The sequence below is a fragment of the Pantoea sp. ANP04 genome (genome assembly GCF_041982285.1).
Taxonomy (GTDB): domain Bacteria; phylum Pseudomonadota; class Gammaproteobacteria; order Enterobacterales; family Enterobacteriaceae; genus Pantoea; species Pantoea eucalypti.
Genome location: NZ_JAUTYS010000002.1, coordinates 208,475 through 228,540, shown reverse-complemented (window position 1 = coordinate 228,540; position 20,066 = coordinate 208,475). Strand labels below are relative to the sequence as shown.

General features: G+C 49.5%; 20 protein-coding genes and 2 pseudogenes. 15 read left to right on the top strand and 7 right to left on the bottom strand.

The genetic code is table 11. From position 1 onward, the window contains the following. Nucleotides 1-294 precede the first annotated feature (294 nt). From Q7C21_RS03460 to Q7C21_RS03440, 5 genes are all read left to right on the top strand, one after another. Entirely contained in the window at nucleotides 295-1,728 is a 1,434-nt protein-coding gene (locus Q7C21_RS03460; RefSeq protein WP_140034027.1) for a PLP-dependent aminotransferase family protein, read from the top strand. Nucleotides 1,729-1,813: 85 nt separating this feature from the next. Beyond that, on the top strand, nucleotides 1,814-2,530 hold the full coding sequence (locus Q7C21_RS03455; protein WP_008924539.1) for an AzlC family ABC transporter permease: 717 nt from the start codon (nucleotides 1,814-1,816) through the stop codon (nucleotides 2,528-2,530). Nucleotides 2,531-2,544: 14 nt separating this feature from the next. Beyond that, the gene (locus Q7C21_RS03450; protein ID WP_283543977.1) at nucleotides 2,545-2,823 is read left to right on the top strand and encodes an AzlD family protein; all 279 of its coding nucleotides are present in this window, start codon (nucleotides 2,545-2,547) and stop codon (nucleotides 2,821-2,823) included. A 5-nt stretch (nucleotides 2,824-2,828) separates the two neighbouring features. Further along, on the top strand, nucleotides 2,829-3,074 hold the full coding sequence (locus Q7C21_RS03445; protein WP_375150396.1) for a hypothetical protein: 246 nt from the start codon (nucleotides 2,829-2,831) through the stop codon (nucleotides 3,072-3,074). Next, on the top strand, nucleotides 3,070-3,591 hold the full coding sequence (locus Q7C21_RS03440; RefSeq protein ID WP_140034026.1) for a LysR substrate-binding domain-containing protein: 522 nt from the start codon (nucleotides 3,070-3,072) through the stop codon (nucleotides 3,589-3,591). The genes Q7C21_RS03445 and Q7C21_RS03440 overlap by 5 nt, the downstream gene beginning before the upstream one ends. Before the next feature lie 13 nt (nucleotides 3,592-3,604). On the opposite strand, the gene Q7C21_RS03435 is transcribed toward Q7C21_RS03440, so the two are convergent. After that, on the bottom strand, nucleotides 3,605-4,282 hold the full coding sequence (locus Q7C21_RS03435; RefSeq protein ID WP_140034051.1) for an alpha/beta fold hydrolase: 678 nt from the start codon (nucleotides 4,280-4,282) through the stop codon (nucleotides 3,605-3,607). Nucleotides 4,283-4,568: 286 nt separating this feature from the next. Here Q7C21_RS03435 and Q7C21_RS03430 point away from each other — a divergent pair. Continuing rightward, nucleotides 4,569-5,177, top strand: a pseudogene (locus Q7C21_RS03430) (aminotransferase); the annotation flags it as partial. Between the two features lie 530 nt (nucleotides 5,178-5,707). After that, complete coding sequence (locus tag Q7C21_RS03425) at nucleotides 5,708-5,947, top strand: type II toxin-antitoxin system Phd/YefM family antitoxin (protein ID WP_140034024.1); 240 nt, start codon at nucleotides 5,708-5,710, stop codon at nucleotides 5,945-5,947. 113 nt (nucleotides 5,948-6,060) lie between these two features. On the opposite strand, the gene Q7C21_RS03420 is transcribed toward Q7C21_RS03425, so the two are convergent. From Q7C21_RS03420 to Q7C21_RS03410, 3 genes are all read right to left on the bottom strand, one after another. Then, the gene (locus tag Q7C21_RS03420; RefSeq protein WP_008924546.1) at nucleotides 6,061-6,693 is read right to left on the bottom strand and encodes a LysE family translocator; all 633 of its coding nucleotides are present in this window, start codon (nucleotides 6,691-6,693) and stop codon (nucleotides 6,061-6,063) included. A gap of 655 nt (nucleotides 6,694-7,348) precedes the next feature. After that, entirely contained in the window at nucleotides 7,349-7,633 is a 285-nt protein-coding gene (locus Q7C21_RS03415) for a transposase (RefSeq protein WP_375150395.1), read from the bottom strand. An 81-nt stretch (nucleotides 7,634-7,714) separates the two neighbouring features. Continuing rightward, a complete protein-coding gene (locus tag Q7C21_RS03410; protein WP_375150394.1) occupies nucleotides 7,715-8,185 on the bottom strand; it encodes an IS3 family transposase in 471 nt (156 codons plus the stop codon). Here Q7C21_RS03410 and Q7C21_RS03405 point away from each other — a divergent pair. Then, nucleotides 8,158-8,505, top strand: a complete 348-nt coding sequence (locus tag Q7C21_RS03405) for a hypothetical protein (RefSeq protein ID WP_052250691.1) — start codon at nucleotides 8,158-8,160, stop codon at nucleotides 8,503-8,505. The genes Q7C21_RS03410 and Q7C21_RS03405 overlap by 28 nt on opposite strands. Before the next feature lie 282 nt (nucleotides 8,506-8,787). On the opposite strand, the gene dapC is transcribed toward Q7C21_RS03405, so the two are convergent. Continuing rightward, the gene (dapC, locus tag Q7C21_RS03400) at nucleotides 8,788-9,990 is read right to left on the bottom strand and encodes a succinyldiaminopimelate transaminase (protein ID WP_375150393.1); all 1,203 of its coding nucleotides are present in this window, start codon (nucleotides 9,988-9,990) and stop codon (nucleotides 8,788-8,790) included. 504 nt (nucleotides 9,991-10,494) lie between these two features. Between dapC and Q7C21_RS03395 the strand changes: the two are divergent. Then, nucleotides 10,495-11,120 (top strand): annotated as a pseudogene (locus tag Q7C21_RS03395) (transposase); the annotation flags it as partial. Nucleotides 11,121-11,182: 62 nt separating this feature from the next. Here Q7C21_RS03395 and Q7C21_RS03390 read toward each other — a convergent pair. Then, nucleotides 11,183-12,640, bottom strand: a complete 1,458-nt coding sequence (locus Q7C21_RS03390) for a YncE family protein (RefSeq protein WP_375150392.1) — start codon at nucleotides 12,638-12,640, stop codon at nucleotides 11,183-11,185. A gap of 49 nt (nucleotides 12,641-12,689) precedes the next feature. Beyond that, the gene (locus Q7C21_RS03385) at nucleotides 12,690-13,118 is read right to left on the bottom strand and encodes a DUF305 domain-containing protein (protein ID WP_312543800.1); all 429 of its coding nucleotides are present in this window, start codon (nucleotides 13,116-13,118) and stop codon (nucleotides 12,690-12,692) included. Between the two features lie 276 nt (nucleotides 13,119-13,394). Here Q7C21_RS03385 and Q7C21_RS03380 point away from each other — a divergent pair, with 276 nt between their 5' ends. From Q7C21_RS03380 to Q7C21_RS03355, 6 genes are all read left to right on the top strand, one after another. Beyond that, on the top strand, nucleotides 13,395-14,135 hold the full coding sequence (locus Q7C21_RS03380) for a response regulator (protein WP_375150391.1): 741 nt from the start codon (nucleotides 13,395-13,397) through the stop codon (nucleotides 14,133-14,135). After that, entirely contained in the window at nucleotides 14,132-15,448 is a 1,317-nt protein-coding gene (locus Q7C21_RS03375; protein WP_375150390.1) for an ATP-binding protein, read from the top strand. Before Q7C21_RS03380 ends, Q7C21_RS03375 begins: the two co-directional genes overlap by 4 nt. A gap of 161 nt (nucleotides 15,449-15,609) precedes the next feature. After that, nucleotides 15,610-15,867 carry a YdgH/BhsA/McbA-like domain containing protein gene (locus Q7C21_RS03370; protein ID WP_375150389.1) on the top strand — a complete coding sequence of 86 codons (258 nt, stop codon included), beginning with the start codon at nucleotides 15,610-15,612 and terminating at the stop codon, nucleotides 15,865-15,867. 415 nt (nucleotides 15,868-16,282) lie between these two features. Next, entirely contained in the window at nucleotides 16,283-17,533 is a 1,251-nt protein-coding gene (locus Q7C21_RS03365; protein WP_375150388.1) for an MFS transporter, read from the top strand. A 538-nt stretch (nucleotides 17,534-18,071) separates the two neighbouring features. After that, a complete protein-coding gene (locus Q7C21_RS03360) occupies nucleotides 18,072-19,010 on the top strand; it encodes an omptin family outer membrane protease (protein WP_110411986.1) in 939 nt (312 codons plus the stop codon). Nucleotides 19,011-19,258: 248 nt separating this feature from the next. Beyond that, nucleotides 19,259-19,822 carry a hypothetical protein gene (locus tag Q7C21_RS03355; RefSeq protein WP_008924557.1) on the top strand — a complete coding sequence of 188 codons (564 nt, stop codon included), beginning with the start codon at nucleotides 19,259-19,261 and terminating at the stop codon, nucleotides 19,820-19,822. Nucleotides 19,823-20,066: the final 244 nt, after the last annotated feature.

Sequence of the window (20,066 nt, the reverse complement as noted above, 5' to 3'; positions counted from 1 at the left end):
GCTGCCCCTCAGATAAACAGTGGGCATTCATGATGACCGCAAACGGATTACGCTGGAAATGAAGAAAAAAGATCGACCAGTCTGAAAACAGCCCCCTTCATCGAAGCCGTGAAATATAGCAAACATATTTCTCATAATACCGTAACTGACTGAATGGTTACAGCCACAGTAATCATCAATATTAATGGTCACAGTTAGCGGGAACTGACGCGTGAAATTGTCATAAAAACAGCATTGTCAGGCCACATGGCCTGATATAAATTGTGTCCATCCTGATCAAGAAATATGACATATATGCATCTATATGAAACGATTGCGGATGACATCGCGCGCTCAATCCTGCGCGGACAACTGACGCCCGGTACACGTATTCCGTCCGTCAGACATTATGCGGGACAATATGAGGTCAGTGTTAACTCGGTCAAAACCGCTTACCGGCTTCTGGAGGATCGCGGGCTGATCTCCGCACGACCTCAATCCGGCTATTATGTCCGCGACAGCCTGCCTGAACTCTGCCACCTGCAGGAAAGTTCGGTGAACAGCAGAGAAAGCGCGGTGCCTTTATCCGGTCTGAACCGGCTGCTATCCGTTATTCTGGAAAATCAGCTGCGCGGGGATTGTATTGATCTTGCGCTTGCGTGCCCGTCTGGCGATAGGTTTTATCCTGCCGGCCGGCTGAAAAAAATCACAGCCCAGCTGCTGCGCTCAGCATCCGGGTTCAGCACAACTTACGCCATGCCGCCCGGCTCCCCCCGCCTGCGCTCACAGATTGCCCGACGCGGTCTGCACACCGGCATGATCCTCTCTCCCGATGACGTAATCATCACTCACGGCACCATGGAGGCCATTAGCCTGGCCGTCCGGGCGTCAACCCTTCCCGGTGATACCGTTGCCGTTGAATCACCTACTTTTTACAACCTGTACCCTATGCTGGAGGATCTTGGCCGTCGTATTGTGAATCTGCCTACCCATCCTCAGAGCGGAATGTGCCTGGATACCCTTGAATCTCTTGCAGAGCAGCGAAAAATCTCCGCGGTGATTACGATACCCAGTGGCCACAATCCACTTGGCTTTGTCATGCCTTCAGAAAATCGTCAGCGCCTGGCCCGCATGGCTGAAACCCGGCAGTTCGCCGTAATAGAGGATGTCATGTATGCCGAACTGCAGTTTGGCGATACCTGCATACCCAACATTCGTGCCTTTGATCGTGATGGCTGGGTGATGGTGTGTGCAAGCTATACCAAAACGGTTGCGCCAGACTTTCGCATTGGCTGGCTGGACGCCGGACGCTTTCGCGATGTCGCCAGGCAGATGAAGTTTACCTCCACTGTCGCTGAGTCCGGATTATTGAGTGAAAGCCTGGGGATATTCCTTGAGAACGGCGGATATGACCTGCACCTGCGCCACCTCAGGCGATTATATGAACGACAGATTGATGCTGTAAGAGCCTGTATTGCAGATTATTTTCCAGCAGGCACTCGTGTCAGCCGCCCGCAGGCAGGCTTTATTTTATGGATTGAGCTGCCGGAAGGTGCCGACACGCTGGCTCTATTTCATGCCGCCCTGGATGAAAAAATACTATGTATGCCAGGCCTTCTGTGCTCCGGAAGCCGGGCATTCAATCACTGTTTCCGTATGGCGGCGTGTTTTGAACTGACGGACAGGCACCGCATGGCCATATCGCGGTTGGGTGCCCTGGCCGCTCATCAGCTGAACGAAATGAAGTAAACAGAAAACCAGAAGGCCCGCCGGTATCAGGCTTTTCAGATTGCCTGGCCCGCATGGCTCAACTAATCCATTACGGAAAAATAATATGAACAGCATAACGAGAAGCGATTCCTTCCTGCAGGGTGTTAAGGATGCGTCTCCTTTGCTCATGGCAATTGCGCCTTACGCAATTATTCTGGGGGCTCAGGCTTCCCGATCGGGCCTGACCCTGCCCGAAACAGGCTTCATGACGGCGCTGAATTTTGCTGGAGGATCGGAATTTGCCGCTATACAGCTCTGGCACGAGCCCTTGCCGGTACTGACCATTATTCTGCTGACGTTCCTGATTAACAGTCGCCACATCATAATGGGGGCAGCCCTGACGCCCTATATCAAGCATCTTCCCCGTCGTCAGATATTACCTGCCTTATTTTTTATGGCCGATGAGGGCTGGGCGGTCACCTATGCGAAAATGCTAAAAAACGCTGCCACTTTACCGCCTGAGCAGTCGTTTACCATGGCTTATTACCTGGGGGCCAGCTTTCCGTTTTATCCCGTCTGGGTTGGATTTTCAGTCACGGGTTTTCTTGCGGGCCCCGTGCTTGGAAACATTGAGCAGTACGGTTTTGCTATTGCTTTTCCTGCCACCTTTATCGTCCTCCTGCGTAGCATGTGGAAAGGCCTGGACGCAGCCATCCCCTGGCTTATCAGCCTGACGGTGGCCGCAGTCTGTTATCGTCTGGTACCTGGCCATACCTATGTGCTGGCAGGGACGTTCAGCGGCATATTTTCAGCATGGGTACGGGGAGTGAAAGTAAAATGACACTGGCTGCATGCATGACAATTCTGGGTATGGCAGTGGTCACCTATCTGACGCGCATCCTGGGTTATCTTATATTGAGGAACCGTAGCCTGAGTCCCGGCACGCGCAGCGTGCTGGAAAGTGCGCCGGGATGCGTGATGATTTCTGCTATTGCTCCTTATTTTGCTTCCGGAAATCCGGCACAAATCATTGCATTGATCGTTGCGGCAGGCTGTGCCATCAGGCTGTCGATGTTACCAACACTGATTATTTCCGTCGCGACGCTGGGCATTCTTCAGCTAATAATATCCTGAATTTCATGGCCCTCTCACTACCGGTTTCAAATGATGAATCTGCGGACTATTCTACGCCGCGGGCGGTGGAAATCAGCGTTGGCGTGACGAAGATCCTGAAGGAAGCGGAGCGACTGATGATGTCTGAAGTGACCTTCGTACAGGCAAAAAGTACGCAGTCATTCTCGGGCCGTATGGCAGATTTGCTGGGCCTGATGCTGCTACCTGATTTGTTGTCTATCGTGACAGGTCAGCCCCGGGTATTAAATTAATATTGAGCACACACCTGTCGATAAAACAATTCCTGCCCTGGAAGACGTCGACCTGGATTGTATAGTCAGCTCTCAACTCCGTCACACGTCTGGAATTGTCAGCGACCCCGTTATCACCGACAGGATCAACTGTATAATGCGCCAGAACCATCCGCTATCTGATGCACCGCTGACACTGTCTGAGTTTCTTAGCGCCAGTCATCTGCACGTTGCAACGAGTTCTGCGGATGTTCGCTTTGTGGACAATATACTGTCAGGTCAGCGTTTCAGCCGAAAGATTGCCGTCACGACACCGCACTGGCTGACGCTGCCTTTTGTATTAGTGAAAACCGACCTCATCTCGGTAGTGTCAGAAAAGATGGCATCCACACCTCTTTTTTCCGGGCTTCAGAGGATAGAACTACGCTTTGAAGCCCAGCCTGTTAGCTGGAACCTCTACTGGCATAAGCGTGACGAGAACAATGCGGCACACCTGTGGCTGAGGGAGCAGATATACAGGGTTTGCAGGGTAATCTGACTTTTTAAGGTAATTACAGGCCATTAAGGCTAATCCAGTTTGAAATCATCTGAGCCAGTTCCCTGGGTTTCTCAAGCGGTATCATGTGCCCGCTGCCTTCAATGATTTCTGCCGGACACCGGAAAAGCTCAGAAATTTCAGCCGCCTCACTGAGGCTTCTGAGCCTGTCTTCTCCGGCTGCAATAATCAGCACCGGACAGGTCAGTTCCCTGACGGTTATTCCTCCGCGTTTCAGCAGGGACTGGGCTCTGAATACTTCCGGGCCAAGGCGTTTTCCCATTTCGCGAATACGCCCCAGCAGAGCTGTATCATCATGAAATTTCGGATGAAGCGAATGCCTGATAGCGGCAGGACTTATCCCCCTGAACTCACCCGAAAGCACAGCAGCATCCAGCCGTTCTCGTTGCCGGTATGAGTCTTCACGCAGTGAAGTGGCAATAAGGATCAGGCCAGCAACTTTTTCCGGAGCCGTTTCGGCTATAGCGCGGGCAACATATCCTCCCAGCGAGAACCCTGCCAGTACAAAACGCTCAGGAAGCGACGCGACGATTACTGCAGCCATCCCGGCAATACTTTCTTCCTGACCAAGGCTGACGCGGCAGAACGTCTGACCGGGCGGATAAACGTCGATGAAGTCATCCCACAAAGTTTCATCAAGCATGAACCCGGGGATCAGTACGAGAGGTGTCATATCCTGAACCATTCCTCATTTTTTATGTCCGGAATGCCATCCTGCTGATGGCATAAGGTTTCGTCAAGGTTGGCAGCCCGGGATACTCAGCATTATTCAGCAACTGAATAAGCGCCTATAAATTATCGATTTGAACTCTCTTTCTGATTCTTACACAGTCGTTTTTTTGATGCTCTGCAGAATAATACATGAACCTTTCTGGCACGCTGAAGCCCATACCTGCTGAGCAGGAGAAACTGGATCCCCGGCAGCGCCTGATTTCCGGATTTTCTGAGATAATGCATATTGTGTGCATCCGCTTGCAGAAAACGATCGCATGATAGCGAGTATTTATGATGACTGCGTGCGTCATGGGAATCCTGACCGTGTACTGATTTATGCCTCAACATCAAAAATGACTCTCCCTGGTGCCGGCGTTGCATTTATAGGGGCGTCTGGCACCAATAAGACATGGTGGCTCAGGCATGCATCCGTCTGGAGTGTCGGTCCTGATAAGGTCAACCAGCTTCGGCAGGCCCGTTTTCTTAAGAGCCCAGGGAATATACGGGCTCTGATGGAACAGCATCGTCAGGTTCTCAGGCCCAGGTTTGAACTTGTTGATGCCATTTTTTCTTCGGTTTTAGGCTGCCAGCAGCACGTATCATGGTCCCGTCCTGAAGGGGAATATTTTGTCAGCCTGCATGTACTTCCCGGCACTGCCAGTCGCATCGTCCAGCTAGCCGCTGTGGCAGGTGTGCGATTTGCCAGACCGGGCTCGTGTTATCCCTATGGGCGTGACGATTACGATGCCCAGCTCCGGCTAGCCCCCTCCTGGCCCGAAAAAGAGACGCTCAGACTCGCACTTACGGTAATTGCCATCTGCATTGCTAAAGCGACTGCAGAGAAGTTTTTATGACACAGGTTGACGACCTCCTTTAAAAATAAAAGTTACTCATAAGAACGTCCTGAATTTCCTTATTCTCGTTATTTGAATCTCAACTGTTTCTATAGTCACTTTTATGAGAGCAAAATTGCCAGTGTCCGCCTTTCGCTATTAGCGGACATTGGCTTGGCGTTAGTTCGGTTTAAACCAGGAATGGACGTTGCTAACATCGGGATGTACTAATCTGTAGGTATCAGGTCACGAACCTATTTCGACATGCGGGGACGACGACGTACCGACGTGCCTCAGCGATTCTCAACCGGCTCCACACCCATAAAGGAGTAGCATTTATGGCTGCGTAGCACGACAAGCATATGCATTCCCAGCTGAGGACCGACAGACTTAATTGATGTCATAAGAATTTTAAAGATCAGACTTCCTGGCTCCCTCCTTAATCTTTCCGTTGCAAGGGCGTCGTCCTGACAAGAAATCGGGCAAATTTTAAATTGTAGTTACTTGAGTACAGGTTGCATATTGCTCTTTAACTGATGGGAGTTAATAACATGCATTCAATCAATTTTACCGATGCCCGTAAACATTTCGCAGATACGATGAAGCGGGTCACCGACGACGCTGAGCCTGTGCGCATTTTGCGCCGCGAGGCACCTGATGTTGTGATAGTTGATGCGGAAGAGTATGAAGCACTGATAGAAACGGTGTATCTCTTTAGCAACCCGGCGAACGCTGCGCATATTAATGAGTCAATGAAACAGGCGGAGCGCGGCGAGTTTGTTAAAGTGTAATATTAAGTTCACTACAGATTGCGCCGACGATCTCAATGACTGTCGCGATACGAAGAAGCCCCAAATCGGCAGTAGCCGGACGCTGAACAGAATCGCCACAAACGCATAATTTTTTATTTTTTTGATTCCAGAGCAATTCTCACTGCCAATCCTGCAAGCACAGTACCCATTATCCAGCGTTGCGCTTTAAGCCATGCAGGTCGGCTTGAAAGAAATTTGGCTAAAGTTCCTGCCATCATCACAATAGTAGCATTGACTACCATGCTGATAGAAATCTGTATGCTTCCGAGTTCCAGAGACTGAGTCAGTACACTCCCGTGCGCTGGCTGGATAAATTGTGGCAATAAAGATAAATACATAATGGCAACTTTAGGATTTAATACATTAGTAATGAAACCCATGATAAAGAGTTTCTTTGAGGAATCTATGGGTAAATTTGTAACAGCGAAAGTAGACCTGCCTCCAGGTTTAACTGATTGCCAGGCCAGATATAAAAGATAAGCAACTCCGGAAAAACGAAGTAGATCATATGCATAAGGAATGGCAAACAGGAAAGCTGTTATTCCTAATGCCGCACAGAGTATGTATAAAACAAACGCAAAAGCGATACCACCTAAAGATATCAGCCCGGCTTGTCTTCCCTGGCATACAGACCGAGAGATCAGATAAATCATGTTTGGGCCAGGAGTTAACACCATTGCAAGTGCAATCAAACCAAAAGCTATAAAATGAGTATGATCAGGCATGTTTCATCTCCAAGTGTGGAAAATCATTTAACTAAATAGTCATCATTACAGGCTGCTGATACAATAGGATTTATATAATACAGGCACAGCGGTATGCCATGATTAAACATTTAAAAAATAAATTTTTTCACTTATTAACGCTGGCTTTAAGTGATTTTAGAGAAGTGGCTAATGATTGTTTTTATCACGATTAACTATGCAGGTAAAGTACATTTTCATTATAACAGGAGATGTAATACCAACTCCCCGAGAAAGTGATAGTAGTTAATTTTGCTAATCATTAGTCTTAGTTAACGAGCGGGATTATTATTCTTCACAAACCTCATTAAAACATAAAATACATATTGAAAACCATCCTGATTGAATGTAAGCATTATTTGGAAAATTATTCTCAAGCGCCCGGTTGTTTTTTTACAAGGGTAAAAGTTCTTAAAAATAAATCCCACGATATTTTTTTGCATTCATTTAATTTTTGTTTATTTTAAATTAAAGTCAGAATTATGCTTTTATAATGAATTTTTCGTGACAGTTAAAAACTAAAGTGGATATATATAAGAAAGTGAAAAGATTCATTGTTGATCTGCTCCCCGTTGATTTATATACACCGATTTTAGTAACGTCTTCATAAGTGACTCTGACCCCGTATATGATCCATTCATAATCGGGAATAACCGGCTTCATTATGGCTGCATATTCTGGCAACCAGCAGATTTTTGGGCAAATTTGGAGGGGGCATCCAGCCCACTGCAGAATGGGGACGTCTCTTGTTAAAGAGTATGCGGCAGGACTCGATCTTGTGCAGTGCATCCTCCAGAGACATGAGCCAGTTATCATTCAGGCATTCCTGACGCAACCAGCCGTTGAAGGACTCGACTGTAGCGTTGTCCGAGGGTGCTCCCGGGCGTGAAAGTCGATCCTTCTCCCACTTTCGGACACCCATCTGCCCAGCATTTTTCCTGAAATTCAGAACCACTATCGGTTTTTAGCTACTGCGGCAAAGAACGCCTGAGCGTTATGCTGTTCAGCATTTCTGCCACTTCTGTTGAACGCAGATTCTGCCCGACGCAGATCCCAGGCATTCGTCGGTGTAAAGGTCGATAACCTTTAGCAGGCGCAGTCGTCGCCTGTCAAACAGCACGTCCGAGACAAATTCCATGCCCCAGACGTGATTCGAATACAGCCCCTGAGGCTGAGGCTGAGGCTGTGGCTGTGGCTGCCGGCGCTGCGCGGATTTATTGCGCCGTGGACGTTTGAGGCGCAGTAACAGCGCCTGCTCGCTGAAAAGCCGGTAGATCCGTTTGTGGTTATTGCGACAGCCTTCCCGCCTGAGCATCACGTATACCCGGCGATATCCATGGTGAATTCGCGTTTCGGTTATCTCATTCTGATGTAAGACAGCTAGCCACTGACATTCAGACGGCCAAAGAGCATACGCTGCGTGAACCCGGTTAACGATTAAAGCTGATGCATCCTGCGGATATGAATCAGTCAAATTTTGCTGCTGTAGAAGGGCTGTCTGCGGCCAGGGTTACCTGTGCGTTTCAGGCGTCCTCAACGCCTGAGGAGGTCACCTCAGTCTTTCCATCAGTAAGCGAACTCTCTATCAGCGATCACAACGCTCTGCCTGATGTCACTGAGAGAGCCCCGGCAAGAGGTATCAACGCAGAGAAATTAGCAGGTAAGTTTCGTGAGCGCATTAAAAGTGAGGCATATGGCGACAGGACGGACCCCGCCTTTAAGACAAAAATAATCAGTTATTTTTGCGCTGAAAGCGCAGCGCCCAAAAAAGATCGTTTAGCAAAAAAGTCTTAACTGAATAACATCTTTCCTTACTGCCTGCAATTTTCGTGATTTGGGGCGGGTCAAAGCAACTCTCATCGGATGCGAAGCACGTCATGCATCCTGGACGAAGGGGCTTTTTAGTCAGATTAATGCGACGGCACGCGGTGAAGCGGAGTAAAGCTTGCAGCTGGCATGGATCGCCGTATGCATGAAAACCTGACCAGATAAAATTAAGAATAGCCGGTGTTAACAAAGTCGAAGATGATCTGAGACCACCGGCTGGTTAGCGTTTATCATAAATGCTGTAACCGTTTACCTACGATAGGTAGACAGAAAATCCCTTATTCGTGTGGCCGCCTCCACACACTCTGCAACAGGTGCAACTAATGCCATTCGAATCCAGCCTGCGCCCGGATTGATGCCGTCAACCTCCCGGGAAAGATATGAGCCTGGGATGACTGTAACATTTGTATGACTATAGAGTTGCCGGCAAAAGTCGGTATCGTCACCAGGGACTTCGGCCCAAAGATAAAAGCCTCCGTCAGGCTTCTTCACCTTAAGAACAGGGGTCAGAATTTCAAGAACCGCATCAAACTTTTCCCGATAAAGAGAACGGTTGTCGCGAACATGTGCCTCATCCCGCCAGGCCGTGGCGCTTGCGAGCTGGCTATGCACCGGCATTGCGCAGCCATGATATGTGCGATAGAGCAAAAATGATTTGAGAATCTCTGCATCACCAGCCACAAATCCAGACCGAAGGCCTGGCAGGTTCGATCGTTTTGAAAGACTGTGGAAAACAACACAGCGCTTAAAATCGATACGGCCCATCTCTGCGCATGCGGTCAGTAAACCCGGAGGGGGCGACAACTCGTCAAAGTACAATTCGCTGTAACATTCATCGGCTGCAATAATAAAATCGTATTTATCCGCAAGGCTAATGAGTGATTTTAGCGTTTCAAGAGGGATAAGTGCACCGGTAGGATTGCCTGGGGAACACAGGAATACAATTTGACAACGTGTCCAGATATCCGCTGAAACAGCCTCAAAGTCAGGAATGAAACCGTTACTCTCAAGGCATGGCAGGTAATGCGGAGCCGCCCCCGCCAGGATCGCAGCACCTTCATATATCTGATAGAAAGGGTTTGGGCTGACCACCAAACCTTCGACATTAGGTTCAACAACTGCCTGGGTAAAGGCAAATAATGCTTCTCGTGTTCCGTTTACCGGTAGAACATGACGACTGGCATCAAGCCATCCCTTTGGGACGCCAAACCTCCTTTCACACCAGTTTATGATTGCCTCGCGCAATTCAGGGATACCCAGAGTTGCGGGATACACCGACATTTTATCGAGACTGGAAATAAGCATTTGTTTGACCATTTCCGGGGCCGAATGTTTAGGCTCTCCGATCGACAGTGATATAGGCGTTAGATTTTTATCAGGTTGAATTCCAGCAAGTAAGGCTCGAAGTTTTTCAAACGGGTAGGGGTGAAGTTGTTTCAGCGCAGGGTTCATATCGGTCAACACTCCAGCATTTCTGAGTTGAGAGAAATATCGTGACGCAAGCCGCAAATCCTTATCAAAGACCACTCTGTATCATGATCGTTCTACTTATCTGATTTGTCTGAATGGGTCTTGATAATTATGAAGTCTCTTCTTTTGCTTGAGCGCGGCACGGTATAAATTTTGCTCAGATCTTATAAACTGAATATAAACAGAATAGATTTAGAGTGTCTTAATGCTTTATAAATTGATATATGTTCTTGTAATATAATAATATATATTTTTTGCAATACTTTTCTATTCAGGCATGTAAACTGAAAATCCGTCCTTAATCGTGGTGTTTTTTCGGCGATTCTCTACTCAACAACCCAAAATCGAGCATTATGCTATTTACATTCTGCAATCAAATATTCTGCTCTGCCTCCAGTATTAGATAGTGTAAGTATCCCGCATAATCGTGCCATTCACATTTAAAGACCTTCCGGCATACTCATTTCGCCAGCGAAGGAGATCGCTATGCGTAAAGCCCGTTTTACTGAGCATCAGATCATCACGGTAATGAAGTCGGTTGAAGCCGCACGAACAGTGAAAGACGTCTGCCGGGAGGCCGGGATCTCTGAAGCGACATACTATAACTGGAAGTCTAAATAGGGTGGCATGGAAGCATCTGATATTAAAAGATAAAAGATCCTGAGGACGAGAACCGACGGCTTAAGCAGCTGTTTGCCGACCTCAGTCTTGAAAATCGGGCACAGAAAGACGTTATCGAAAAAAAGCTCTGAAGCCAGCCTTTAAGCGTGAGCGGGTGATGCATCTGATAACGACATTCGGACGGAGTACCCGTCAGGCCTGCAGGACTCTGAACCTGAGCAGAACGGTTTACTACTACCGTCCTGACAGCACGCTGACGATCCCGTTATTTCGCGTTGCAGACGGCGGCTGAAAGATATCCACGATACGGCTTCCCGAAGCTTTTTCAGGTTCTGAAGCGGCAGGGATATCAGTGGAACCATAAGCGGATCCACCGCATTTACTGCCTGCTGAAACTGAATTTTCGTCGCAAAGGCAAAAATCGTCTGCCGGTACGTAGCCCATCGCCGCTGACCACACCTGAAGCGCTGAACCAGAGCTGGTCTGTTGACTGCCGCAACAATAAAAAAGCCAGATCCCCATGGAGACCTGGCTGACAGCAGCAAAGAGAGGATTAACGCACCTGAATCTGCACAGGCTTACCGTGCTGATCGGCGGTGCCTTTTACAATCACCAGATAACGTCGTTCATCTGCATGATGGCTATTCACCACCTGACGAATCGGACCGACGGCATTAACGATCGCTGCACCGGCCGGGTTGGTCATAAATTGTGCCAGTGGCTCCAGCTCACCTTTTCCTTCAGCATCAGACGACAGCGCCAGCAGATAGGCCTGCTTTGGTTCCAGCCCGGTTGCAGACGCCTGCAACACCTGGGTCAACCCCTGATCGAACAGGGTCAGCGTGGTTGCAGGCTGCGCCCCTTGCGCAGCATTTACCTCTTTCAGTGTCAGGTGTGCTGTCTTACCTGCCAGGCCCAACGGCACCAGGTTCTGCTTACCATCGCCCTGCGGCACGGCATTGGGCACATAGACCACCGCCTGCGGTGCCTGACCAATTGGAATGGTCGCGATCACTTTATTGCTCAGGGTATCAATCGCCGTCAGGGCGTCAGCGTTTTCCAGACCGACATAAACACGACTTCCGTCACCCGATGGCCAGACGCCGTGTGGCAGATTGCCTACCGGAATGGTTGCGACCTGATGGAAATCATCGGTACGGTAAACGTTTACTTTGTTCAGGCCACCAATAGTGACGTAAGCAAAGGTGCCTTTAGCGTTATGCACGATATTGACGTGGTTAGTAATCGGACCGCTGTCGATGGTTTTCAGCAGTGTAAACGGTGGGCGCGCATCGAACACCTGCACTTTACCGACATCTTTGAGCGTGAACCAGACCTGCCGGCCATCAGGCGTGGCGGCTATATTGGGACAGAACGGACTGACCTGTTTAATGCTGCCGATAATTTTATGCGCTTTTGCGTCCACCACCACGGTTTCGGGGTTGAAGGAGGAGCAAACGTAACCGTATTGACCGTCCGGTGAGAAAATCTGCATGCCCGGACCGCCAGGCACGGTAATACGCGTTTTCTCTTCCCCGCTGTTGCCATCCAGTACCGCAATATAATTTTCACCGCGTACGGTGACCCAGATTTCTTTGCCATCGGGAGTAAAGAACGCTTCATGCGGTGCTCGACCCACATAAGTCACATGCTTCACTGCGTTGGTCGCGGTATCAATCAGGCTGACAGAGTTGGAACCAATTGAAACAACAGCAAGGGTTTTGCCATCTGGCGAAAAACCTAGTCCATGTACCAGCACCTGGCCTTTATAGAGTGGACTAAGGTTGGCCGGTTGCGCATCACCCAGTTTAATCACCCCGAGCAGGGTATTGCTGGCGGGGTCGGTAACAGAAACGGTGTTGGAGAACTGCTCTGCTGCGTAAACGCGGTCATGATAACTCACGCTGATGTCCGCTGCAGAGGCAGCATAAGGCGCTTGTCCCGCCCAGGCGAACGACGACGCCAGCGCCACTGTTGCCGCAAGGATTGAGCATACAAATGGTCTTGTCATGGTGTATCCCTTTTTACTGTCGGTTGTTTCAAAGGCCACAGGGTGTGGCTTAGTTTCCCTGCGGAGCCGCAGGCGCAGAATCTGGCTGGACTTGATCGGGAGCGGGGGCGGCCGGAGGCAGAGGTTTACCCAGCGCCTGATACATCGCGACGATCTCCTGTTGCTGGGTCACAATGATCTCCTGCGCAATACGCCTGAGCTGCTCGTTTTTGCCGTATCGCAACTCAGCCACGGCCATATCCATGGCGCCCTGATGGTGCGGTGTCATCACGGCAACAAAGTCTTCATCAACATTGCCGGTAGGTTCGATAGCCATGCGAGACATCATGGTGTCCATAGCCTGTTCATTTTCTTTCCAGAAGCCTTGCTCCTGGAGAACGGCAGTTGCATTGGCACTGGGGTGATCATGTGCGCCTGCACTCTGGCTCAAAATCAGCAGGCTATTAGCAATCAGGAAACAGCGAAGAGTACGGTTCATAGCAAGCCCTTTACCGGATAGCAAAGGCCGGACTGGCCTTTCATTGGCCTATAAAAGCAAAGCCCTGTATCGGTACTGTTTCCCGGAGAAAGAGATTTGTATTTTTATGTAGCAGGATGACGGAATGTTTCTGGCCAAATGCCGCGCCCGTCATGATGGTGACGCAGGATCGATGAGGAAGGGAGATACACTCCGGTACAAAGCCGGCAACGCTAACGATATAACTGCGATAAGCTGACAGCGGTTTGCACACCCTCTGAAAATAAGGATTGCGCTGTGGAACATGTCGATCACATTTTGATCGTGGATGACGATCGTGAAATTCGTAGCCTGATTGCGGAATACCTGAAAAAGAACGGTCTGCGTACGACAGAGGTCGCCGACGGGCGGCAAATGCGTAGCTTTCTCGATAGCATGCCGGTTGATTTGATTGTGCTGGATGTGATGATGCCGGGCGATGACGGCCTTACCCTTTGTCGTGAACTGCGCAGTGGAAAACATAAAGGCACGCCAGTGCTGATGTTAACAGCGCGAAGCGAAGAGACTGACCGCATCATCGGGCTCGAAATGGGCGCCGATGATTATCTGGTCAAACCGTTCGTCCCGCGTGAACTGCTTGCCAGAATAAAAGCCGTCTTACGCCGTACGCGCATGATGCCGCCCAATCTTGTTATTTCAGAAGCGGCGCGAATTGTGGCATTTGGCGAATGGGTGCTGGATACCACGTCGCGTAACCTGGTGGACAAAGAGGGCGTGATGGTGGCACTCAGCGGCGCGGAGTATCGCCTGCTGCGGGTATTTGTTGATCATCCAAAACGTGTACTTAATCGCGATCAGTTGCTGAATCTGACGCAGGGCCGAGACGCCGAGTTATTCGAGCGCTCCATTGATTTGCTGGTCAGCCGTTTGCGTCAACGCTTAAACGATGATGCCCGCGAACCTTTTTATATCAAAACGGTGCGCAGCGAGGGCTATGTATTTGCGATGCCGGTGGAACTGCGTGAGGCCAACGCGTGAAACGTTTGATGCAATGGTGGCCTAAACGCCTGGCCTCGCGGCTGATGCTGATTCTGCTGCTTGGGTTACTGCTGGCGAATGGATTAACTCTGGGACTGCTGCTGCTGGAGCGGGCGCAAAGTGCCAAAGCCATGATGATGGGCAATCTGGAATATGACGTGGCCACCAGCGTTGCGATTCTCGATCGCCTTCCTGCCAGTGAACGCGCTGCATGGGCAACACATCTCGATCGCAGTAATCATCACTATCTGTTGCACGCTACGCCATTGGGCCAGCCGCCAAAGACAAAACGCCTGCAGGACACGGCCAGCGCATTGACGCGGGCGCTTGGCCCGCGCTATCCCCTGAGCTTCAGCGTTAATCCTGATAACAGTGCTCAGATGATGGCGCATCTGCGTTTACGTGATGGCAGCCCGCTCAGCATTGATCTGGCCCCGCGTAATATGCCGTTTGCCCGCTGGCTGCCGATTGTACTCGTGGCGCAGTTTGTGCTGCTGTTTGGCTCCGCCTGGTTTGCGGTGCGCAGCGCGGTCAGGCCTCTGGCAGATCTGACACGGGCTGCAGAACAGTTGCATCCCGATTCAAATAAAACGGTGCGCCTGTCGGAAGAGGGGCCGGTTGAAGTGCGCAATGCGGCACGGGCTTTTAATGCCATGCAGCAGCGAATGAGTGCCTATCTCAAAGAGCGCATGCAAATTCTTGCGGCGATCTCCCACGATCTGCAAACGCCGATAACCCGTATCCGTCTACGTTCAGAAATGATGAGTGAGACAGACGTCAGGAGCAAACTGCTGCAGGATCTTGAGGAGATGACCCGGCTGATTCGCGAAGGCGTGGCCTATGCGCGCACCAGTGAAAGCAGCGATGAAAAACCGTGCCGCATACAGCCGCATGCTTTTATAGACAGCCTGGTCTGCGATTATCAGGACACGGGGCAGCAGGTAACGCTGCAGGGAACACTCCACGGTTCGATTAGTACCAGACCGCACGCGCTGCGCAGAACGCTCAGTAATCTGATCGATAATGCGCTGAAGTTCGCGGGCAGCGCGGAAGTGGTGGTGGAACAGGATGCAGGTCAGATCACTATAGCGGTGCTGGATCGCGGCCCCGGCATCCCATCGGAAGAGATGTATGCGGTGATGCAGCCTTTTTATCGGATCGAGCACTCGCGTAACCGGGCCACCGGTGGAACCGGGCTGGGTTTAGCCATTGCCCAGCAGCTGGTGGCGTCCTTAAGCGGTGAGCTGACACTGACGAACCGCCGACAGGGCGGTTTGCGGGTGAGGGTGACATTGCCGGATAACCTTCACTGATTTGTATCGCAGTGTGTAATAACGGCAAAAGCGAAGTTCTGGTACACTTTCCACCCCTGGTCGATATGTTACCGATACATTGCGATGGTGTAATTCTCACATCGGGCAGCAACAGTTTACCGTTTGCTTCCCCTGGCGAATTCCACTTTCTGAGGTGACATATGAAAAACGTAAAAATGATTCTGGCCGCTGTAATTCTGGGCTCTGTTTCTGTATCCAGCTTTGCCGCAATGGAAACCACCATGCCACAAGGTAAGACCCTTATCGGTAGCGTCTCTGACAGCAGCGGCTCAACTACGCTTTCTGAATTAAAAGACAATCTGGCAGCAAAAGCGCAGGCGGCGGGAGCCAGCAGCTACCGTATCGTGGCGGCGGGAGGCAATAACGTCCTGTTTGGCACCGCTCATATTTACAAATAAACATGTTGATGCGCAGTAACGCAATTCAGTGGATATCAGCGCCGCGTTGCGCTTACTGCGCGAATCGTTTAATGCTATCCGCAATATGAGTTTTGAATCCCGCCCAGGCTATTTTTGGCCACCCTGTTTTTCATTTCTTCTCCACATTTAAACGCTTAAAGCCAGCCAACGCGCTCACCAGAACGGCTTCGGTAACGGGTAACCTTCATTACCAGCAGTAATGTCCGCATTTAATTCCCTGCATTACTTTTTTCCTTACATTGCTCTCCGAACAGGAGCCTTTACCCTATAAGCTGGGGAAATAAACAATCAGTTAACATTTGGATTGCGTGTCCTGGAGAATAATCTTATTAATATTAAGGCTTTATGCACACTGCGTTGCGTAGCACTTACAGAAACAAAATAAGGATATTTTATGACGACCAGACCTGCGGCTGAGGAATGTACGGAAACAGGATTATTCCGGACGCTGAAATCTTTTCCGGCGACAGTTCATGCGCTTCTCTTTTTTACGCTGGTTATACGCTTTAGCTATTTCATGGCATGGCCGTTTATCGCCGTCATCATGACGCAGAATTATCATATGTCGCCGATCGCCATTGGTGTGGCAATGACCAGCAGTGCACTGTTCTCGGTGGTGCTCGGCATGTACGGTGGGCAGATTTCAGACAGGCTGGGGCGACGCGTTATTCTGCTGCTGGGCTGCGGGTTTTCAGCGCTGGGGTATAGTCTTCTGGCGCAGGCCGCCGGGATGGGGCTGTTTATTATTGGCCTGATGATTATCGGCGTCTCCTTTGCGTGGGTTGATCCGCCGCTGCGCGCACTGATGAGTGATTTGCTGGTGGATCGTCGTCGTCGTGCGCTTGCCCTGCAAATGCGCTATTACCTTATCAACGTCGCAGCGGTATTCGGCCCGCTGGTCGGAATTGCATTTGGCCTGACATCGCAAAAGGGCACCTTTTTAATAACCGGGCTTACCTATATTCCTTTTTTCGTTTATGTGCTGCTGTTTATCCCCGCAGGAAAACTTGTGAAGGAGCAGGATGGAGACGGGGTAACGGTTAAACTGCATCAGGTTATCGGTATCATCGCGAGGGATAACATTTATATTGCGGGGCTGCTGTGCAGCATTTTATGCAGTGTTGTTTTTATCCATTACGAAGCCATTCTGCCGCAGTATCTCCTGTTACTGAATGGCGACGCCGCCATTACGCTGATTACCCTGATACTGGTGACAAATGCCTGCACCGTTCTGGTCTTCCAGACGTTCATCATGCGGTTTCTGGCTACCGTTTCCCTGCCGAAGCGCATTCTTCTAGGTGGGTTTATTTTCGCGCTATCTCAGATCTGCTTTTTTAGTACACGCTCAACGGAGATATGGCTTTGGCTTACTGTGACCAGTGTCTTTAGTGTGGGCGAAGCGATTCTGATGCCAAATCTGAACATTTTACTTGATCAGCTGGCACCACCAGAGCATCGCGGTGCATATCTTGGCGCCTCAATGTTGTCGACGCTAGGGATCGCTGTCGGACCCTTGATCGGTGGGATAATGCTGGCGATGACCGGGGCGGGCGTTTTTATCTGTACTGCGTTGCTCAGCCTTTTACTCTGCGCAATCATCTACGCTTACAGAAACCGCATGCTCGCGCGCCTTAAGGATGCCTGATAGAAGGCGAGCAGGGCGCCGGGAATACGTGGCTTTCAGAGGCTACTGCAATTTAATAGTCTGCCGTAAGAGAAGCATGGAAACAGGGAATCCTAATTGCGCTTTATATCAAGATTCGCTCTTCAGCAGTGTCCCAACCTGAACGGTAATGCTGAGAATCAAGCCGCCTGGCCGATCATTAATCACTCTTTTGGCGGGAGGTCAGGAGATAGCATTGTGAATGACATCTTTCGGCATGAACGCCTGAGGAACCTGGCTTCCGCAGCTTGGCCATAACCCAGGCCGCCATAAAAGTGGGAATGGCAAAAATAATTAATGTTTCCTGATGACATGCCGATTAAGGAATTTGCCTTAACTGTTCAAACCTGCGATGGACAATGTGAGTTGTTAACAAATCTCCGACTTCACATGCACCATCGCGCAGGATTTCGTTTTTTCGGGGCTTCAGCCCCACAGGTGAGTATAGAAGTGCAGCTGCCATTGAATGAGAAGAATGGCGCTGCTGTACAAGGATTACCTTCAAGGAGATGGGATTAAAATGAAAAAAAGTACCGTTGCAGTGATGATGATGGCGACGCTGTCAGGGGGAGCCTGCGCAGATTCAGATCGGTTTTCACCGAATTTTTCTCCGGAAAGTTTTACTGTCTCGACGTCAGCCGGGATGCTGAGTGGCAAATCTCATGAGTTGGTTTACGACACAGAAACAGGCCGCAAAGTCAGCAAACTGGACTGGAAAATAAAGAATGTGGCTATTCTGAAAGGCGAACTATCCTGGGATGCATACTCATTTCTGACGCTGAATGCGCGAGGCTGGACTTCCCTGGCGTCCGGTTCCGGTCATATGGATGACTATGACTGGCTTGATGACAATCAGTCAGCCTGGACAGACCATTCATCTCATCCCCGCACGGATGTTAATTACGCCAACGAATACGATCTCAATGTTAAGGGCTGGGTGTTGCAAGGCGATAACTACAAGGCCGGGCTGACGGCTGGTTATCAGGAAACCCGCTTCAGCTGGACCGCCTTTGGTGGCTCATACAATTACGATAATGGCGCATCGACGGGTGATTTCCCGAGAGGTGAACGTGGCATTGGGTATAGCCAGCGTTTTTCAATGCCTTACGTTGGTCTTGCGGGACAGTATCGTATTAACGACTTCGAATTTAACGCATTGTTTAAATTCAGTGACTGGGTCCGTGCACACGATAACGACGAGCACTACATGCGCGATCTCACCTTTCGCGAGAAAGCGACTAATTCCCGGTACTACGGCGCATCAGTCGACGCAGGATATTATGTGACACCTGATGCCAAAATTTTTGCCGAATTTACTTACAGCAAATATGAAGAAGGCAAAGGCAGCACAGAGATCATTGACCGATTCTCCGGTGATTCAGCATCAATTGGTGGAGATGCCGCGGGTATCTCGAATAAAAACTACACGATCACCGCGGGTCTGCAATACCGATTCTGATTCGTCTCTGCACGCCATAAAGCGATTAAAAAGCTCTTTCGGGCTTTTTAATCGTCCTGATAATAAGGCCATCAGATAGAGAGTGCCTGCATGGCTTTTATGGCTAAAAATAGCTGGCTGAGTGAAATTTAAACTCACTTGGTCTGCGATTACGTTTAATTGCGCGATAAATAGAATTTTTTATAAATACCTTTAGTTTTTTATTCGCGGCAGGCGTCCAGAATCTGAATATCAGGAAGATAAAATAAATGCATGCCATCAAGAAATTTAAGAGAATAGTGTTAATATGCCCTGCTATTATCCTGGTGGGTTGTTCTACGCTTCTTCCCCTCGATTATAAAAATTACGAAGGTAAAGATGCAGCGACCGTAGTGGCCATAAATCCAAAAGGATTTGTGGGCACATTTTATCTTTCTGTCTATGAGAAGAAAGGCAGTTGTTATGACAGAACTGAGCGCTATCAACTTGAGTCAAATTTAATACCCTCTGCAGGTCACGTTATGACTGGCAAGGTAAAACCGGGCAGGCTTATGGCTCTTCAGCAACTCAATACGATTAAAAGCGATTATGACGAAAAAGGAAAAAAAACTAAGCATCAGGAAACGTATTTACTCTCTCAATGGGTGCCATTTATTCCGCAGCCAGGAAAACACTACTTTATTGATACTGAATATGGTGTCCGGGAAATTTCGGCTGATTATGTCATCACGGTTAATTCAGATCGTGCCAAAATTGCTTCTGATTTTATAAAAAATCCTCAATATAACTGGGACGCCAGAAATCGTTGTCAACATCTCATCGGTGGAAGTTAATCAGAAAAAAGTCTGTGATTCTTTCACGTCAACGAAATGGTGAGTAATCAGCCCATAATATTACTATCCGGAAGGGTAGAGCATTTCTGCACGCTTAACAGATAATATGGATAACCTTGAGATGACGCGTGTACATTTCGTTTTTCATACTGGTAATGACCCATTTTATCCCACCACAAATACTCTAAGCCACCAGGGGGCCAGAAGAGGAGCCTGATGTGTGTGCCAGGCGTTCAGGCACCTC

Excerpts from the sequence above, each read along its gene's own strand:
- Q7C21_RS03460 (WP_140034027.1), top strand. The coding sequence starts at position 295 with ATGCATCTATATGAAACGATTGCGGATGACATCGCGCGCTCAATCCTG.
- Q7C21_RS03455 (WP_008924539.1), top strand. The coding sequence starts at position 1,814 with ATGAACAGCATAACGAGAAGCGATTCCTTCCTGCAGGGTGTTAAGGAT.
- Q7C21_RS03450 (WP_283543977.1), top strand. The coding sequence starts at position 2,545 with ATGACAATTCTGGGTATGGCAGTGGTCACCTATCTGACGCGCATCCTG.
- Q7C21_RS03445 (WP_375150396.1), top strand. The coding sequence starts at position 2,829 with ATGGCCCTCTCACTACCGGTTTCAAATGATGAATCTGCGGACTATTCT.
- Q7C21_RS03435 (WP_140034051.1), bottom strand. The coding sequence starts at position 4,282 with ATGACACCTCTCGTACTGATCCCCGGGTTCATGCTTGATGAAACTTTG.
- Q7C21_RS03425 (WP_140034024.1), top strand. The coding sequence starts at position 5,708 with ATGCATTCAATCAATTTTACCGATGCCCGTAAACATTTCGCAGATACG.
- Q7C21_RS03420 (WP_008924546.1), bottom strand. The coding sequence starts at position 6,693 with ATGCCTGATCATACTCATTTTATAGCTTTTGGTTTGATTGCACTTGCA.
- Q7C21_RS03415 (WP_375150395.1), bottom strand. The coding sequence starts at position 7,633 with ATGGGTGTCCGAAAGTGGGAGAAGGATCGACTTTCACGCCCGGGAGCA.
- Q7C21_RS03405 (WP_052250691.1), top strand. The coding sequence starts at position 8,158 with ATGCATCCTGCGGATATGAATCAGTCAAATTTTGCTGCTGTAGAAGGG.
- dapC (WP_375150393.1), bottom strand. The coding sequence starts at position 9,990 with ATGAACCCTGCGCTGAAACAACTTCACCCCTACCCGTTTGAAAAACTT.
- Q7C21_RS03390 (WP_375150392.1), bottom strand. The coding sequence starts at position 12,640 with ATGACAAGACCATTTGTATGCTCAATCCTTGCGGCAACAGTGGCGCTG.
- Q7C21_RS03385 (WP_312543800.1), bottom strand. The coding sequence starts at position 13,118 with ATGAACCGTACTCTTCGCTGTTTCCTGATTGCTAATAGCCTGCTGATT.
- Q7C21_RS03370 (WP_375150389.1), top strand. The coding sequence starts at position 15,610 with ATGAAAAACGTAAAAATGATTCTGGCCGCTGTAATTCTGGGCTCTGTT.
- Q7C21_RS03365 (WP_375150388.1), top strand. The coding sequence starts at position 16,283 with ATGACGACCAGACCTGCGGCTGAGGAATGTACGGAAACAGGATTATTC.
- Q7C21_RS03360 (WP_110411986.1), top strand. The coding sequence starts at position 18,072 with ATGAAAAAAAGTACCGTTGCAGTGATGATGATGGCGACGCTGTCAGGG.
- Q7C21_RS03355 (WP_008924557.1), top strand. The coding sequence starts at position 19,259 with ATGCATGCCATCAAGAAATTTAAGAGAATAGTGTTAATATGCCCTGCT.